This window comes from Vibrio sp. D173a, from assembly GCF_030248475.1.
The window spans coordinates 34,158-50,981 of sequence record NZ_JAHGAH010000104.1 but is presented as its reverse complement, the minus strand read 5'-3'; the positions used below and the strand labels follow the sequence as shown (position 1 = coordinate 50,981).

At 47.6% G+C, this 16,824-nt stretch carries 14 protein-coding genes; 9 read left to right on the top strand and 5 right to left on the bottom strand.

Annotated elements, in window-relative coordinates; translation table 11 throughout:
- Positions 1–57: 57 nt before the first annotated feature.
- Entirely contained in the window at positions 58–936 is an 879-nt protein-coding gene (locus KIV40_RS11870; protein ID WP_005429796.1) for an acyltransferase, read from the bottom strand.
- Between the two features lie 169 nt (positions 937–1,105).
- Between KIV40_RS11870 and KIV40_RS11865 the strand changes: the two genes are divergently transcribed.
- On the top strand, positions 1,106–2,062 hold the full coding sequence (locus KIV40_RS11865; RefSeq protein WP_285349361.1) for a DUF2860 domain-containing protein: 957 nt from the start codon (positions 1,106–1,108) through the stop codon (positions 2,060–2,062).
- A 144-nt stretch (positions 2,063–2,206) separates the two neighbouring features.
- Positions 2,207–3,040 (top strand): sensor domain-containing diguanylate cyclase, encoded by an 834-nt coding sequence (locus KIV40_RS11860; RefSeq protein ID WP_021017937.1) that lies wholly within the window; start codon positions 2,207–2,209, stop codon positions 3,038–3,040.
- Positions 3,041–3,050: 10 nt separating this feature from the next.
- On the opposite strand, the gene KIV40_RS11855 is transcribed toward KIV40_RS11860, so the two are convergent.
- Positions 3,051–4,574: a YifB family Mg chelatase-like AAA ATPase gene (locus KIV40_RS11855; protein WP_005535577.1), complete on the bottom strand. Its 1,524-nt coding sequence runs from the start codon at positions 4,572–4,574 to the stop codon at positions 3,051–3,053.
- Between the two features lie 462 nt (positions 4,575–5,036).
- On the opposite strand from KIV40_RS11855, the gene ilvG reads away from it, so the two are divergent.
- The 5 genes from ilvG to ilvA are packed head-to-tail and all read left to right on the top strand — an operon-like array spanning position 5,037 to position 11,337.
- Positions 5,037–6,683, top strand: a complete 1,647-nt coding sequence (ilvG, locus tag KIV40_RS11850) for an acetolactate synthase 2 catalytic subunit (protein WP_285349357.1) — start codon at positions 5,037–5,039, stop codon at positions 6,681–6,683.
- Between the two features lie 11 nt (positions 6,684–6,694).
- On the top strand, positions 6,695–6,979 hold the full coding sequence (gene ilvM, locus KIV40_RS11845; RefSeq protein WP_005429819.1) for an acetolactate synthase 2 small subunit: 285 nt from the start codon (positions 6,695–6,697) through the stop codon (positions 6,977–6,979).
- 12 nt (positions 6,980–6,991) lie between these two features.
- Complete coding sequence (ilvE, locus tag KIV40_RS11840) at positions 6,992–7,930, top strand: branched-chain-amino-acid transaminase (RefSeq protein ID WP_005429790.1); 939 nt, start codon at positions 6,992–6,994, stop codon at positions 7,928–7,930.
- A gap of 13 nt (positions 7,931–7,943) precedes the next feature.
- Complete coding sequence (gene ilvD, locus KIV40_RS11835) at positions 7,944–9,785, top strand: dihydroxy-acid dehydratase (RefSeq protein WP_045371932.1); 1,842 nt, start codon at positions 7,944–7,946, stop codon at positions 9,783–9,785.
- A gap of 4 nt (positions 9,786–9,789) precedes the next feature.
- Positions 9,790–11,337 carry a threonine ammonia-lyase, biosynthetic gene (gene ilvA, locus KIV40_RS11830; RefSeq protein WP_005429804.1) on the top strand — a complete coding sequence of 516 codons (1,548 nt, stop codon included), beginning with the start codon at positions 9,790–9,792 and terminating at the stop codon, positions 11,335–11,337.
- 37 nt (positions 11,338–11,374) lie between these two features.
- On the opposite strand, the gene punR is transcribed toward ilvA, so the two are convergent.
- A complete protein-coding gene (gene punR, locus KIV40_RS11825; protein ID WP_005429759.1) occupies positions 11,375–12,277 on the bottom strand; it encodes a DNA-binding transcriptional activator PunR in 903 nt (300 codons plus the stop codon).
- Positions 12,278–12,430: 153 nt separating this feature from the next.
- Between punR and punC the strand changes: the two genes are divergently transcribed.
- Complete coding sequence (gene punC, locus KIV40_RS11820) at positions 12,431–13,636, top strand: purine nucleoside transporter PunC (protein WP_012126651.1); 1,206 nt, start codon at positions 12,431–12,433, stop codon at positions 13,634–13,636.
- A gap of 91 nt (positions 13,637–13,727) precedes the next feature.
- On the opposite strand, the gene KIV40_RS11815 is transcribed toward punC, so the two are convergent.
- Positions 13,728–14,504, bottom strand: coding sequence for a transporter substrate-binding domain-containing protein (locus tag KIV40_RS11815; protein WP_005429773.1), 777 nt, complete (start codon positions 14,502–14,504; stop codon positions 13,728–13,730).
- A 121-nt stretch (positions 14,505–14,625) separates the two neighbouring features.
- Here KIV40_RS11815 and KIV40_RS11810 point away from each other — a divergent pair, with 121 nt between their 5' ends.
- The gene (locus KIV40_RS11810) at positions 14,626–15,366 is read left to right on the top strand and encodes an amino acid ABC transporter permease (RefSeq protein WP_285349352.1); all 741 of its coding nucleotides are present in this window, start codon (positions 14,626–14,628) and stop codon (positions 15,364–15,366) included.
- A gap of 83 nt (positions 15,367–15,449) precedes the next feature.
- Here KIV40_RS11810 and glmU read toward each other — a convergent pair whose 3' ends face one another.
- Entirely contained in the window at positions 15,450–16,811 is a 1,362-nt protein-coding gene (gene glmU, locus KIV40_RS11805; protein WP_285349351.1) for a bifunctional UDP-N-acetylglucosamine diphosphorylase/glucosamine-1-phosphate N-acetyltransferase GlmU, read from the bottom strand.
- Positions 16,812–16,824 lie beyond the last annotated feature (13 nt).

The window sequence follows — 16,824 nt, the reverse complement described above, 5'->3', positions numbered from 1 at the left end:
AGTGAACGGCATTAGAGCATCTTGCTCCCCTTTTTTAATTTTAACCTTTAGGTCTGGTTACTTATGGATATCTTGCAGTAACTGATCTTTCTCTTGCCACACATCACCCAGCCATTGCTGGAATTGGCGCTTGTATGGCTTGTCATTGAAGTAATCACCCAACACGCGCTCATCGACTGGTAAAACATTTACGCGCACGACAATCTTCGTCATACGTCCCATCATCATGTCTTTAAATGGCTTATTGGTGTTTTCTGGGTACGCTAAGGTCACATCAATGATGTTTTCAAACTGATCGCCCATGGCCGCTAATGTGTAAGCAATGCCACCTGATTTTGGCTGCAGCAAATGTTGATAACCCGCACGACTCTTGCGTTGCTTTTCCTCGGTGAAACGAGTGCCTTCAACGTAATTTACTACCGTAGTTGGCGTGTGTTTGAACTTTGCACAAGAACGGCGCGTAGTTTGCAAATCCTGACCGCGCTTGTGTGGGTTGCGAATCAAATACTCTCGAGAATAGCGACGCATAAATGGCATATCCAGCGCCCAGCAAGCCATACCAATAAAAGGCACATACAATAATTGCTGTTTTAAGAAAAATTTTGGCATTGGAATGCGATCTTTAAATACACAACACAGTACAACAATATCAGTCCAACTAAGATGGTTACTGATCAGCAGATACCAGCCATCCTTCTTGAGATTTTCGCCACCTTGAATATCCCACTCAACGCGGTTGAACAAGGCAAGAATACCAGCGTTGACCGTGGCCCAAACCCACATCATTTTGTTGGCAGCCTCGGTGCCTTTCGCTTTGAGCTTAGCTGTTGGAAGCAACAACTTAAAAATTGCGATGATACAAATTGCGATGGAACAAACCGCAGAGTTTATAATCACAAAGGAAGCGTTAAAAATGAGTAACAAATAGGTCAGCATGGGAATCAATCAGTAACTATATCGCGTGAATAATAAAACAGCGTGTAATTATACGAATCCGTTGTCACATTGGAATATTTGTAAGAATGGTCAGATTTGTTTCACTGTAAAACTAGACCAACGCTCAACTCGAATTACCACTTTCATTCGACAAACAAGGAGAAAGCGAATGAATCCAAGGCTAACCTTACTGCCTTTGGCTTTTATCGTCAGTTCAGCACAAGCTCAACTTGAAGAAACCGCAGGTTTTAGCGGTGAAATTTCGTTAAACGCAGGCTTCGTCTCATCAGAGTCCAACTTCAACACAGATGGCGACAGTACCATTCCATCACTAAATCAACGTGCCGAAAGTGATGAATCTTTTATCGTTGCGCCCCTTGGCAGCGCAGCATATACCTTTGGCAACAAGCTCAATCACCAAGTGTATGCCGGTACCACGCGCTCCGATATCGCGATCGGTACCCTCGCCTTCCAGATCGGTTATAAGTACCAACTCGCTTCGGGCACTGTACTCGATTTTTCCTATCTACCGACCATCCTGAAAGGAGAAACATGGCAAGACCCATACCTAACTGGGCAATCGAGAAAAACCACCGATGAAGGCGGCAATGCGTTTCGTCTCCAAATCAACCGCTTCTTAGACAACAACTTTAATCTTGATTTGGCTTACGCAGACAAAGACGTAGAGAAAGATACCGTGACAGATCCATCACTACTGCGTGATGCAAAGATCTACCACATCAAAGGTGACTACCGTATTCCACTGAGTCGCACGTCAATGCTGCAGCCAGCATTTACCTACATCCACCATGATGCGGATGGCGATGCTGAATCCTATAACTCGTATGGGCTCGACCTTAGCTGGTTCAAGTTTATCCAGCGACACCGCATCGTACTCACAGCAGGCTATGCCGCTAAAGACTTTGACGCAGCCAGCACGACATTTGGCAAAACTCGCAATGATGGCACTCTGAGTTTTTTCACCGCATACGAGTACAAGAATGTCTTTGACTGGCAAAACTGGTCATTCATTTCACTCGCTGGTTACAGCAGTACCAGTTCAAACATCACCTTCTACGATGAAAAAGAATTTCTGCTATCAACCGGTTTAAACTACAGTTTCTAAGCACTTAAGCACGGGGGAGACTCTCCCCCTTGATTATAAAATGCCCTGATCGTCACAATAAAAACAATTCATAGCTCAAACAATAGCCAAACTTATTTTCATATGGATAATGTGCGACCCGTTTACTATTTAAGAGAGTGATTTGTGCACATTGATCCTAACTACGCTTCAGAGCAAAGCTTAATGAGTGTTCTTTCTCAGAACTTCCCTGGGTTTATCGCTGTGCGCAAGGAAAATGGCAAGCATGTCGCTCTCAACCAACGCTATCGCGCTTTCTTCGAAGAAGACATTCTCGGCGTCAGCATAGATACTATGATCGCAAACTGCCAAAATGATGATTTGTGTGACTTGCTGATGCAATGTAAGCGCAACGATCAGGCATTGCTCGACGGTAACGCACCTATGCGTGTCGATATCGAAACCTTTCAGAATCACCATTTTGAGTCCATACGCTATCTTACTGATGTGAATGGTGTGCGCCACATTGTACTAATGGCATGGGATATTACGGCCCGCATTGAGGAGCAAAACCGCCTCAAACAAAGCCTTCATTTTGATCACCTCACTGGTGCCATGAACAAAAAAGCCTTGATGTCTGCGATACAAAAAGGCTGTGACTGTTGCCTCGTGGCGTACCTTGATCTGGATAAATTCAAACAGGTCAATGATACCTATGGGCACGCGATTGGTGACAAAGTCCTAGTAGACTTCGCCACACTGACCATGCAACAGCTGGGAGAAAGTGGCACGCTCTATCGCGTTGGTGGCGATGAATTTGTGATTGTGTTCGATTGCATGCAGATATCTGATGCTAGAGAAACCTTATTGCAAATCCGCCAAGCGGTGGAAAGCGACATTCACCTCCATGGCATTTCGTTTAGCTTTGGTCTGATGGCCTGCAATGACAATCTAGAGCAATGTCTAGAAGACGCCGATAAAGCACTGTATCAAGACAAGCACGCTCGCAAGCAAGGCTAAACATTCGGGTTTAAACGGCTTGTGCGGTTAACTGTTTAAGTAACCTATCCATTGCTCGATAGCCCAAAGCTTCTGCTAGGTGCGTTCGCTCAATTTGCGGTGAACCCTCCAGATCGGCAATAGTACGCGCAACTTTGATGATGCGGTGATAAGCACGAATCGACAATCCAAGGCGATGCAGCGCATTTTCCAAAAACTCCGCATCACTTTTTTGCAGCGGGCAGAAGGCTTCAATTTCACGACTGCCCAATAATGCATTCACCTTACCACTGCGAGCCAGCATACAGTCACGTGCTTGATTCACCCGCTCTTTGACGATAGCCGTTGGTTCCCCTCTATCGCCGCCTTCAGAGAGAGTTCCTTTCGGCAATGCAGGAATTTCTAATGACATATCAAAGCGATCAAGAAGTGGGCCTGATAATCGGCCAAGGTAACGCAGGATGGCTTGCGGATTCGTTCTAGCTTGGTTGCCTTCGTAATACCCTGTCGGACTCGGGTTAAGCGCCCCTACAATTTGAAACCGAGCAGGAAAACGCGTCTTACCTTGCGCCCGAGAAATAATAATTTCACCAGACTCCAATGGCTCACGTAAAGAGTCGAGCACCTTACGATCAAACTCCGGCATTTCGTCCAAAAACAATAACCCGTTGTGAGCTAGAGATATTTCGCCCGGTCTCGGCACAGATCCACCACCAACTAAAGCCGCCATGGAGCTGGAATGATGCGGGGCACGAAACGGCCGCGTCTTCCAGTTATGTTCATTGATTTCACTTTGAGTCAGTGACGCCACAGAAGCCGTTTCCATCGCCTCTTCATCACTCATCTCAGGTAACAAATCGCATAATCGAGAGGCCAACATGGTTTTGCCAGTGCCTGGAGGGCCAAGGAAAAGCAGGTTGTGATTGCCAGCTGCCGCAATTTCTAAAGCGCGCTTTCCCTGCTGCTGACCAATGATATCCTGCAAGTCACGACCGTGTGCTTTGAGCTCTTTTTTCTTGGGCGTTTGATACAAGTTCAGTTGATGTTGGCCACACAGCTCAGCACAAACTTCCAATAGTGATTGGGCAGATTTGTGCTGCTCTTTGCCGACAAGTGCCGCCTGATCGCCATTAGCATGAGGCACCACTAAATGGCGCTGTTTTTTGTTCGCAGCCAACGCAGCTGGCAGCACGCCTTTTACCGTTCTCAATCCACCAGAAAGAGCTAATTCACCAACAAATTCGTAGTTTTTGAGCTTATCTGTCGCGATTTGCTCTGAAGCCGCTAAAATTCCCAATGCAATCGGCAGATCGAAGCGCCCGCCTTCTTTAGGCAAATCCGCCGGTGCCAAATTGACCGTGATTCGTTTTGCAGGAAACTGAAAGTTAGAATTGACGATCGCACTTCGTACGCGATCTTTGGATTCTTTTACTGTGGTCTCAGGTAACCCCACCAAGGTAAAGCCCGGCATCCCATTACTGATGTGGACTTCCACGCTTACCGATGGCGCTTGCACACCCACACTTGCTCGACTATGAATGATTGCCAGCCCCATAATTCCCTCAAATTATTGTACGTTATCTAACCAAATGTTTTTTATATGGATATGTTATATAGCCTGTACAGATGGGTACTTAATGTGAAAAAAGAATGACTTTTTGCTTGTCATGCAGCAGATTTGTGTGTTACCACTAGTGACGCAAACATTTTCGTAGAACATTACACAAGACTTATTAACGAAAACAGAACGACAGACAGATGAACTTATTCGCTCACATCAACTCACTGCTAGCCCTGATTATCGTGGTCATTATTGGCACCGCGCGGGGTATTGTGGGCGAAAGGTAACCACAAATTACAAAAAACCCCCGCACTGAGAAGTCCGGGGGTTTTTTTACAACTACAAGTTGTCATCTGTCTAACCCTTAGACAGCTTAACGGGAAGAATGGGAGTGCACATGAAGTGCAAAACACATGGCGATAGCTACGAGCCACAACGTAGCAAAGGAGGTTTACGATGACCGGTGCAGAACTAGTCGTAGCCGCTTTAAGACAACAGGGCATCGAAACGGTGTTTGGGTATCCGGGTGGAGCCATAATGCCAATCTACGATGCGTTGTATGACGGAGGTATCGAGCACATCTTATGCCGTCATGAACAAGGGGCTGCAATGGCCGCCATCGGGATGGCCCGCGCAACGCAAGATGTTGCAGTTTGTATGGCCACTTCCGGCCCAGGCGCCACCAACCTTGTTACAGGCCTTGCCGACGCCTTCCTCGATTCCGTTCCTCTAGTGGCCATCACAGGTCAGGTTGCTAGCTCTCATATCGGTACCGACGCGTTCCAAGAAATGGATGTGATCGGAATGTCTCTAGCCTGTACCAAACACAGTTATCTAGTGACTGAGATCGAAGACCTTGCCCCAACGCTAGCCGAAGCGTTCGAAGTAGCAAAAGCAGGTCGACCTGGCCCGGTGATTGTTGATATCGCCAAAGACGTTCAGCTTGCTCAAGCGCCAACCGAACTGCTGCCTCCTTTTGTTCCACCAGCTGCACCTTTAGTCACTGATGCTGATATCAAGCGCGCTCAAGAAGTACTAGCCGCTTCAACTCGACCAGTTTTATACGTCGGCGGTGGCGTGCAAATTGCCAAAGCGACAGACTCAGTACGCGAATTCCTACGTTTAAACCCAATGCCTGCAGTAAGCACACTAAAAGGTTTGGGCACCATTGAACGCCACGACCCGCACTACTTAGGCATGCTGGGCATGCATGGCACCAAAGCCGCAAACCTAGTGGTTCAAGAATGTGACCTTTTGATTGTAGTTGGAGCACGTTTTGATGACCGCGTGACAGGCAAGCTCGACACGTTTGCACCGCATGCGAAAGTAATCCATATCGACATCGATGCGGCTGAAATCCATAAGCTTCGCCACGCCAATGCACCACTACGTGGCGAAATCAGCAAGATTCTTCCTCAATTAGAGCTGACTCAAGACATCACCCCTTGGGTACATCACAGTGAGAGCCTGCGTAGCGGATTCAAATGGCGTTACGACCATCCAGGCGCATTGATCTACGCACCGCTATTGCTTAAACAGCTGTCTGACATGATGCCGGATAGCTCAATTGTGTCGACTGACGTCGGCCAGCATCAGATGTGGGCAGCGCAACACATCCAGCCGCGTGATCCACAAAACTTCATCACCTCTGCAGGTCTTGGCACCATGGGATTCGGCTTGCCAGCTGCTATGGGTGCTGCTGTCGCACGTCCTGATGATCAGTCTATCCTTATTACAGGTGACGGTTCATTTATGATGAACGTGCAGGAATTGGGTACGCTGAAGCGTCGTCAGATTCCAGTAAAGATTGTCCTTCTTAACAACCAACGTCTTGGCATGGTTCGCCAATGGCAGTCATTGTTCTTTGACGGCCGCCACAGCGAAACCATTCTTGATGACAACCCAGACTTCGTGATGCTGGCAAAAGCGTTCGATATCCCGGGTAAAACCATCACCAAGAAAGAAGAAGTCGAACCGGCTCTCAAAGAGATGCTAGAAAGTAAGACTTCTTACATGCTTCACGTTTTAATCGATGAAGAAGAGAACGTGTGGCCACTTGTACCACCTGGTGCATCAAACAGTGATATGTTGGAAAACACTTAGGAGACAATCGCATGGACAGATATTTACTCGACATCAAAGCCGACGATAAACCGGTATTGTTGGAGCGCGTTCTTCGTGTGATTCGTCACCGAGGCTTTGTGATCAAACAAGTCGCTGCTACCCAAAACCACGAGAGCAAAGTAGCCAGCGTAGAGATCATCGTCGACAGCGATCGACCTATCTCGTTTTTGGTCAATCAAATTGAGAAGTTGTGGGATATTCGCACCGTTGAGGTACTCAAAATCCGCAGCGATGAGCTCCCAAATCACAACTTACAGCAACACGTGAGTGCATAAGGAAGGCAATAAATGGCAACGAAAACTGCAGATTTCATTTGGTTTAATGGTGAGATGGTTCCATGGGCAGAGGCGAACGTTCACGTTTTGACTCACGCGATGCACTACGGTACCTCTGTATTTGAAGGCGTACGCTGCTACAACACGCCGAAAGGACCAATTGTCTTCCGTCACCGTGAACATGCACAACGTTTAAAAGACTCTGCCAAGATTTACCGCTTCCCGATCCCGTTTTCTGTAGAAGAAATCATGGAAGCGACGCGTGAAACCCTGCGCCAGAACAAACTCGACAGCGCTTACATTCGTCCATTAGGTTTTGTCGGTAATGTTGGCTTGGGCGTGTGCCCACCTGTTGGCACAGAGATGGACCTAATCATTGCCGCTTTCCCTTGGGGCTCTTACTTGGGTGAAGAAGCGCTAGAAGCTGGCGTTGATGCAATGATTTCAAGCTGGAACCGTGCAGCGCCAAACACCATCCCAACTGCGGCTAAAGCAGGCGGTAACTACCTATCTTCGCTACTAGTCGGTGGTGAAGCGCGTCGTCACGGCTATGACGAAGGTATCGCACTGAGCGTAGACGGTTATCTATCGGAAGGGGCAGGTGAAAACATCTTTGTTATCAAAGACGGCGTGATCACCACACCACCAGCAACCAGTGCAATTTTGCCGGGCATCACTCGTGATTCAATCATGACCATCGCACGCGATAAAGGTTATGAAGTGCGCGAAGCGAACATTGCGCGTGAAGCACTTTACCTTGCCGATGAAGTCTTTATGACAGGTACAGCAGCCGAAGTTGTGCCAGTAGCAACCATCGACAAAATTGAAGTGGGCACCGGTAAACGCGGCCCAATCACTAAAGAACTACAAGCGGCCTACTTTGGCCTATTTAACGGCACCACGGAAGATAAGTGGGGCTGGTTAGACTATGTGTACCCAGAACAGAAGTAAGAAGGATTAGGAAATGCCAAAATATAGATCAGCTACCACCACACATGGTCGTAACATGGCGGGCGCTCGCGCACTGTGGCGTGCAACAGGCGTAAAAGATGAAGACTTCGGTAAGCCAATCATCGCTGTCGTAAACTCGTTTACTCAATTTGTTCCGGGTCACGTACACCTAAAAGACATGGGTCAGCTTGTAGCACGTGAAATCGAAAAAGCCGGCGGCATCGCTAAAGAATTCAACACCATCGCGGTTGATGATGGTATCGCAATGGGTCACGGCGGCATGCTGTACTCACTGCCTTCACGCGAACTGATCGCAGACTCAGTCGAATACATGGTCAACGCGCACTGTGCCGATGCGATGGTGTGTATCTCTAACTGTGACAAAATCACTCCGGGAATGTTGATGGCATCTATGCGTCTTAACATCCCTGTTATCTTTGTCTCTGGTGGCCCGATGGAAGCGGGTAAAACCAAGCTTTCTGATCAGATCATCAAGCTAGACCTTGTTGATGCGATGATCCAAGGCGCGGATCCAAAAGTCTCTGATGAGCAAAGTGAGCAGATCGAACGCAGTGCGTGTCCAACGTGTGGATCTTGTTCAGGCATGTTCACTGCAAACTCAATGAACTGTCTAACGGAAGCCCTGGGTCTTTCTCAACCAGGTAACGGTTCTATGCTGGCAACACACGCTGACCGTGAACAACTGTTCCTTAATGCAGGTCGTCGTATCGTTGAACTGACTCGTCGTTACTACGAGCAAGATGACGAATCAGCACTGCCACGCAATATCGCTACATTTGACGCCTTCGAAAACGCGATGGCACTGGACATCGCAATGGGCGGCTCAACCAATACTATTCTGCATCTACTGGCCGCGGCGCAAGAAGGCGAAGTGGATTTCGATATGGAAGATATCGATCGCTTATCTCGCCAAGTACCACACCTATGTAAAGTGGCACCATCTACCCAGAAATATCACATGGAAGACGTGCACCGCGCTGGTGGCGTAATGGCGATTCTTGGTGAGCTAGACCGTGCAGGTCTACTGCACAACCAAGCTCGCACCGTTCTTGGCCTTTCAATGAAAGAGCAGCTAGCGAAATACGACATCATTCAAACAGAAGACGAAGACGTACTTAAGTTCTTCCGAGCTGGCCCTGCGGGTATTCGTACCACTCAAGCGTTCTCACAAGATTGCCGCTGGGATCGCCTTGATGACGACCGAGCAGAAGGTTGTATTCGAACTAAAGAAAATGCCTTTAGCCAAGAAGGTGGCTTAGCGGTTCTATCAGGCAACATCGCATTAGATGGCTGTATCGTTAAGACAGCAGGCGTTGATGAGAGCATCCATAAGTTCACAGGCCCGGCCGTAGTATTTGAAAGCCAAGAAGACGCCGTAGAAGGCATCTTGGGTGGCAAAGTCAAAGCTGGCGACGTGGTTGTTATCCGCTACGAAGGTCCTAAAGGTGGTCCGGGCATGCAAGAAATGCTTTACCCAACCACTTACCTAAAATCAATGGGTCTTGGTAAAGAGTGTGCTCTTCTAACTGACGGCCGTTTCTCTGGCGGTACATCTGGCCTGTCTATCGGTCACGCATCTCCTGAAGCAGCAAACGGTGGTGCAATTGGTTTGGTTAAACAAGGCGATATGATCGCGATTGATATTCCAAACCGTTCAATTTCACTTCAAGTTTCTGAACAAGAACTTGCTGAGCGCCGTGCAAAACAAGACGAGTTAGGCTGGAAACCAGTAGACCGCCAACGTGAAGTTTCATTTGCACTCAAAGCGTACGCAAGTATGGCGACCAGTGCTGACAAAGGTGCAGTACGAGACAAATCTAAGCTCGAGGGCTAGCTTTATGAGTCAACCCTTTCCCTTAAAACAGGAAAACCAATCTGGTGCAGATTATCTGCGCCAGATCTTGCGAGCTCCTGTGTATGAAGTCGCGACAGTGACACCACTGCAAGAGATGCCTCGCCTTGCTGCTCGTATTGGCAACAATGTGCAAATCAAGCGCGAAGATCGCCAGCCCGTGCACTCGTTCAAATTACGCGGTGCATACAACATGGTGGCAAGCCTGTCTGAAGCCCAAAAAGCCGCAGGTGTGATTGCCGCCTCTGCGGGTAATCATGCTCAAGGTATGGCGCTCTCTGGCACTAAGCTGGGCATTAAAACCACTATCGTGATGCCAAAAACTACGCCAGACATCAAAGTTGATGCAGTACGTGGTTTCGGTGGCAACGTGGTGCTGCACGGCAGTAACTTTGATGAGGCAAAAGCCGAGGCAGAGCGTCTATCCGAGTTAAACGGGTACACCTTTGTCCCTCCCTTCGATCACCCACTGGTGATTGCAGGTCAAGGCACAATTGGCATGGAAATGCTGCAGCAAAATGGTCACCTTGATTACATCTTCGTTCCTGTCGGCGGCGGCGGTTTGGCTGCCGGTGTTGCGGTGCTTGTGAAGCAGTTAATGCCAGAAATCAAAGTAATCGCAGTTGAGCCAGAAGATTCGTCATGCCTCAAAGCCGCTTTGGATGCTGGTGAGCCAGTGGTACTAGACCAAGTCAGCATGTTTGCCGATGGCGTCGCTGTAAAACGCATTGGCGAAGAGACTTTCCGTCTATGCCAAAAGTACATTGATGGCCATATTGCAGTCTCTAGCGATGAAATCTGCGCAGCAGTAAAAGACATCTTTGAAGACACTCGCGCTATTGCTGAGCCTTCGGGCGCACTTGCTCTGGCGGGTTTGAAGAAATTTGCTGAGCAAAACAAACTCGAAGGCAAAAATCTAGGCACCGTGCTGTCTGGTGCCAACACTAACTTCCATGGTTTGCGTTATGTTTCTGAGCGTTGCGAGCTTGGTGAGAAACGTGAAGGTCTGCTTGCGGTCACCATCCCTGAGCGTCAAGGTGCATTCTTTGAGTTCTGTAACTTGATTGGCGGCCGTGCCGTAACGGAGTTTAACTACCGCTACAACGATGATGCACTGGCAAATATCTTTGTCGGTGTGCGTTTGCAAGGCGGTCAGGAAGAACTAGAAAACATCATTCATGATTTACGTGATGGTGGCTACCCTGTAGTTGACCTGTCTGACGATGAAATGGCGAAACTGCACGTGCGCTACATGATTGGTGGCAAGCCGTCTAAGCCGCTTAAAGAACGCCTCTACAGCTTTGAATTCCCGGAGTACCCAGGAGCACTGCTTAAGTTCCTAAGTACACTCGGCACCCATTGGAATATCAGCTTGTTCAACTACCGTAACCACGGTGCGGACTACGGACGCGTTTTATGTGGTTTCGAGTTAGATGAAAGCGACTTAGCTCAGTTTTCTGCACATTTACGTGAACTTGGCTATCAATGCAAAGACGAAACAGATAATCCGTCTTACAAGTTTTTCTTGTCCTAGAACCAACAAAGCCACTTTCCTTGAAAGTGGCTTTTTGTTAGTACTGCAGCCAATCCTGATGCAGTTTATTTGGTGTACCTAAGTAATCCACCATCCATTGAATCAACTTGTGATTGTCGTCTTTACGCCATACCAAGCAACATTGGCTCAATGGCTTATCATCCTGCAGAACTTTTTCCACCAGCACGCCTTCATGGATAAGAGGCATCGCAATATGGCGTGGCATGTAGCCCACTCCGACTCCATTTTTCAGACATTCAATCGCGCTATACCAATTTGGTAGGAGCAAACGACGCTGCTTTGCATAATGTCCAGTGTGGCGTTTTGGTAGCACGTTCGAGGTATCATCGAGGCAGATCGCCGGAAATTGACTGACAAACTCTTCGGTCAATACTTGCTGGCGTACGCATGGATGAGCCGGCGACATCACGAATGCCCAATCGAGCACTCCCATGTCTTTGACCTCAAAATCCCCACCAACGGGAATCGCTGACGTTGCTCCAACGACAATATCAGCACGCCCCTGTGCGATAGCTTCCCATGAGCCGTTAAACACTTCCATGTTGATTTGCAGCTCTGCGAATTCAAACTCACGGTAGAAGTCTTCAACCAAAGGTTTGAGCTTATCCAGCTTAACCACATTATCCAGCGTGAGCTTCAATGTTGATTGCCAACCATGTGCGGCACGACGAGTTTGCGCTTTCACTTCCGCCATTTGTCTGAGCAGTAAGCGCGCCTCTTCGATAAACAACTCACCAGCAGGCGTCAATTCAACCTTTCTCGGTAATCGACGAAACAGAACCACATCTAACTCCTGCTCCACTTGACGCACTCCGTAGCTGATCGCTGAAGGGACTTTATGCAGTACTTCTGCAGCCGCTGTAAAACTGCCTAATCGAGCAACGGTATCGAGCATTTCCAGAGAAGATTTGGAGAACATGACTTCTACCTTTCAAAAAATTTGATTGATAACCAACAATTTTAGCGTTTTATTTTCTCAAAATCGAAAAATAGAATGGCGAGGTAAATAAATCAGGGTTGGCGCCAACTGATACTGAACAAAAAATGATTAAATAATTTGATTGGTTGAATCATGAAAATCTCAAAACTACAACTCGTTTACCTTGCAGCCCTGTCTATGCTCGGCTTCATTGCCACCGATATGTACTTACCTGCCTTCAAAGCGATGGAAGTCGACTTTGCTACAGGCCCTGAACAGATCGCACTTTCACTGACTGTCTTTCTTGTTGGTATGGCTTTTGGTCAATTGATGTGGGGCTTGGCTTCAGACAAATTCGGTCATCGCAACACGTTAGCAGCTGGTTTGGCGCTGTTCACTGTCGCCTCATTTGGTCTTGCATTCAGTGAGCAAGTTTGGCAACTACTCGCGCTACGCTTCGTTCAAGCGATTGGTGTTTGTGCTCCTGCGGTAATCTGGCAAGCGATGGTGATCAAGCGTCACTCTGGCCAGAGCCAGCAGATCTTTGCCACTATCATGCCTTTGGTTGCACTCTCGCCAGCACTTGCACCTCAATTGGGTGTACTACTGGCTGACAGCTTTGGCTGGCACAGTATTTTTGTTGCATTGACATTGATGGGTGTACTGCTTGTCGTTGCGACAATGGCGCAAAAAAATGAAAAAGTAGAAGTAAAACAAACCAGTATGTCTTCAGACATCAAATCACTACTGGGTTCTAAAACTTACCTAGGTAATGTGTTTATGTTTGCTACAGCGTCTGCGGCTTTCTTTGCTTACCTAACGGGTATGCCAGAAATCATGTCTCAACTTGGCTATGAAGCAAAGGACATTGGTTTGAGCTTTATTCCACAAACTATAGCCTTCATGGTTGGTGGTTACTTAGGTAAGGTTGGCGTTCGCAAATACGGTGACGAGAAGATTCTGCGTCAGTTGATTGGTTTGTTTAGTGTTGCTGCGCTACTTATCTTCGCTGCATCACAGTGGCAACTGACCTCTATCTGGCCAATCCTAGCGCCATTCTGTTTGATTGCGGTGTCAAATGGTGCTCTTTACCCAATCGTAGTAAACCGTGCATTAGCGAGTGCAAAGCAAAGTCCAGCAACCGCAGCTGGTCTACAGAACAGCCTACAAATTACCGTAAGCAGCCTATCAAGCGCACTGGTTGCGGCAATGGCAAGCCAAGCTCAGATGGTAACGGGTGTAGCAATTGTGATTTGTATGGGCGGTCTGTGGATAGGTTATATCCTATCTAACCGCGAATTGTCTCAGCACTTCACGACTCCGGACAACGCTCGCGTAGTGAGTGAAGACGAGCTCTAATTCTTCGTCAAGCTCAACCCCACTACATAATATAGAAGAGCCGCTTAATGCGGCTCTTTGTCTTTTATAGGCGAAAGAATAAGGCAAAACCTTACATACTCTTTAAGCCCCATTTCTCGGCGGTTTGCTTAAAGAAGCCTTGAGTTTTCTTCAACTCAACCCAGTGGTTAATATAGTTAATCCAGACTTGGTCGTCTTGAGGCAGCAGCATCGCAATAGGCGTTGGCTTGCGAGGCTCTTTAACTGGGACAATCGCTAACTGTTTAAATTTCTCCACCAGCGTTGCCGCTTCAACGTTGGACGTCACGGAGACATCGGCACGACGAGCCAGAAGCTCTTGGAAATCACGCGCCGGCGCTTCAATCACAATGTGCTGTGCAGATGGGAAGAAGTCTTTGACCATCTTTTCTTGCACAGTGCCAAGCGTAGCCGCCACTTTTACATCAGGCTTGTCAAAGTCTGCCCAATCTGAGAATTTCGCTAAGTCTTTCTTTTGCACCACAGGCACAAACGCAAGGTAGAAATACGGTTGGCTATAACCTGCTACTTTTGCACGTGACATGTTCAATGACGCACTACCGGTAATATCGTATTTGTTGGCAGTAATGCCATTGACTAGCGTTTTCCAATCGGTCGCAACATATTCCACCTTAACGCCAAGATCTTTGGCAAGCTCGGTGGTGACATCGATATCAAAACCACGATAACTATTAGTAGCGGGATCTTTCATTGTCATCGGATTCCAATCCCCTGTCGTTCCGACACGCAAAACGCCCTTATCCAACACCTCTTGTAAACGGCTGTTAGCATGAGCGACTTGGGTCATCGCAAGTAAACACATTCCTAGCGCAAGCAACGTTTTTTTCATTTCAATTCCCTTAAAAGAATGATGATGGGAGATATTCCCTTTAATTATTAACTATTAATGCAACTTCATTGATAACATAGCAGTAACAAAGGAAGTTTTTTAGTCAGTTCAGGGAGTAAATGTGAACTATAGACATCTATGGCTGATTTCGTTGCTGCTTCTCACTGGTTGCTCCGATTATCAATGGGGTTGGTATGTTCTTGATCCATCAACCGAGCAAGGCCTGACAAACATAAAGTTTCTGGTCGCAGGCTTTAATGACACGATCCAAGTGTCGCTACTCAGTATGCTGTTTGCGATGACCATCGGATTGATCGTTGCCCTTCCCGCTCTGTCAGACTCTCCAGCACTTAAGTGGATCAACCGTGTTTACGTGGAAGTGATCCGCTCTATTCCAGTTTTGGTATTGTTGCTGTGGGTGTATTACGGCATGCCGACACTGCTTGATGTTTCCCTGAATCATTTTTGGGCAGGTGTGATCGCATTAACCATTGCCGAAAGTGCCTTTATGGCGGAAGTGTTTAGAGGAGGAATCCAAGCCATCAGCCGCGGACAACATGAAGCAGCAGAGTCGCTTGGGCTAAACTACTGGCAAAAAATGCGATTGGTAATTCTTCCCCAAGCATTTCGCCAAATATTACCGCCACTGGGTAATCAATTCGTTTATATCCTCAAGATGAGTTCGTTGGTCAGCGTGATTGGTTTAAGTGACTTAACGAGACGAGCTAATGAATTGGTGGTGAATGAGTACTTACCACTAGAGATCTATACGTTTCTCGTCTTAGAGTATTTAGTGCTGATTCTTTTGGTCTCCCAAGCGGTGCATTGGTTAGAGAAGCGCATCGCGATACCAAGCCTCTAAACTGTCCTTTCACACCACTAGATACAACAAAGCCGCTCATGATGAGGGCTTTGTTTATTTCGGTTAAAGAAAGCAGTTGAGGCTTACTTTTGTTTCACTGGGCGTTGCCAACCAGTGATTTTGCGCTCTTTCACGCGAGTGATCACAAGCTCACCTTCCGCAACATCTTTGGTCAATGTCGTGCCGGCACCAATCGTTGCACCATCAGCAATCGTCACTGGCGCAACAAGCTGGCTATCTGAACCAACAAAAACGTCGTTACCGATAACGGTCTTGAACTTGTTCGCACCGTCGTAGTTACAAGTGATAGTACCTGCACCAATGTTAGTACGTTGACCGATCTCTGCATCACCCAGGTAAGTCAGGTGGTTTGCTTTAGAGCCTTCACCGATACACGCGTTTTTCACTTCAACGAAGTTACCCACGTGAGAGTCGTTACGCATCTCTGCGCCAGGACGCAGGCGTGTGAATGGACCAACTGTACATTCTTCACCAACAGTTGCACCTTCAATTACACTGTATGGACGCACAACTGTGTTATCGTCGATTTCACAGTCTTTCAGTACACAGCCAGCGCCGATGACAACGTTATCGCCCAGTGATACTTTGCCTTCGATGACCACGTTTGCATCGATTTCGCAATCCATACCGCATTGCAGTTCACCGCGTAGGTCGAAACGTGCTGGATCACGCAGCATTACGCCTTGCTCTAATAGCTTCTGTGCTTGCATTGATTGGAATGCACGCTCAAGACGAGCCAGTTGAGCACGGTCGTTAACGCCTTCTACTTCAATCGCGTTTACTGGGTGCACCGCCTCAACCGCGCGACCTTCATCGTGTGCTGCTGCGATAACGTCTGTTAGGTAGTATTCGCCTTGTGCGTTTTCGTTGTTTAGACCAGCAAGCCAGCGTTTCAGGTCACCACCTGTCGCCACCAGCACACCAGTATTACATTCTTTGATGAGCTTCTGCTCTTCTGTCGCGTCTTTTTGCTCAACGATCGCCACTACAGGACCGTTTTTACGAATGATACGACCGTAGCCCATTGGGTTATCCAGCATTACTGTGAGTAGTGCAATACCGCCTGTTGGCTGTGCATCTAATAGGTTTTCAATTGTTTCAGCTGAAATCAGTGGAACATCACCGTAAAGCACCAGTACTTTTTCATCGTCTTCAAACTTTGGAGACGCTTGATCAACCGCGTGACCAGTACCTAATTGTTCCGCTTGCAGTACCCAATTAACTGGCTCTTCAGCAAGCGTCTGCTGCATTTGATCACCACCGTGACCATATACTAGGTGGATGTTTTGTGCGCCAAGACCTGTACATGTATAGATAACATGTTTTGCCATTGGCTTCCCTGCCAAAGTGTGAAGCACTTTAGGCATGTTCGAGTACATACGGGTACCTTTACCCGCAGCAAGAATCACAGCACTGAATTTCATTGATAACCTGTTG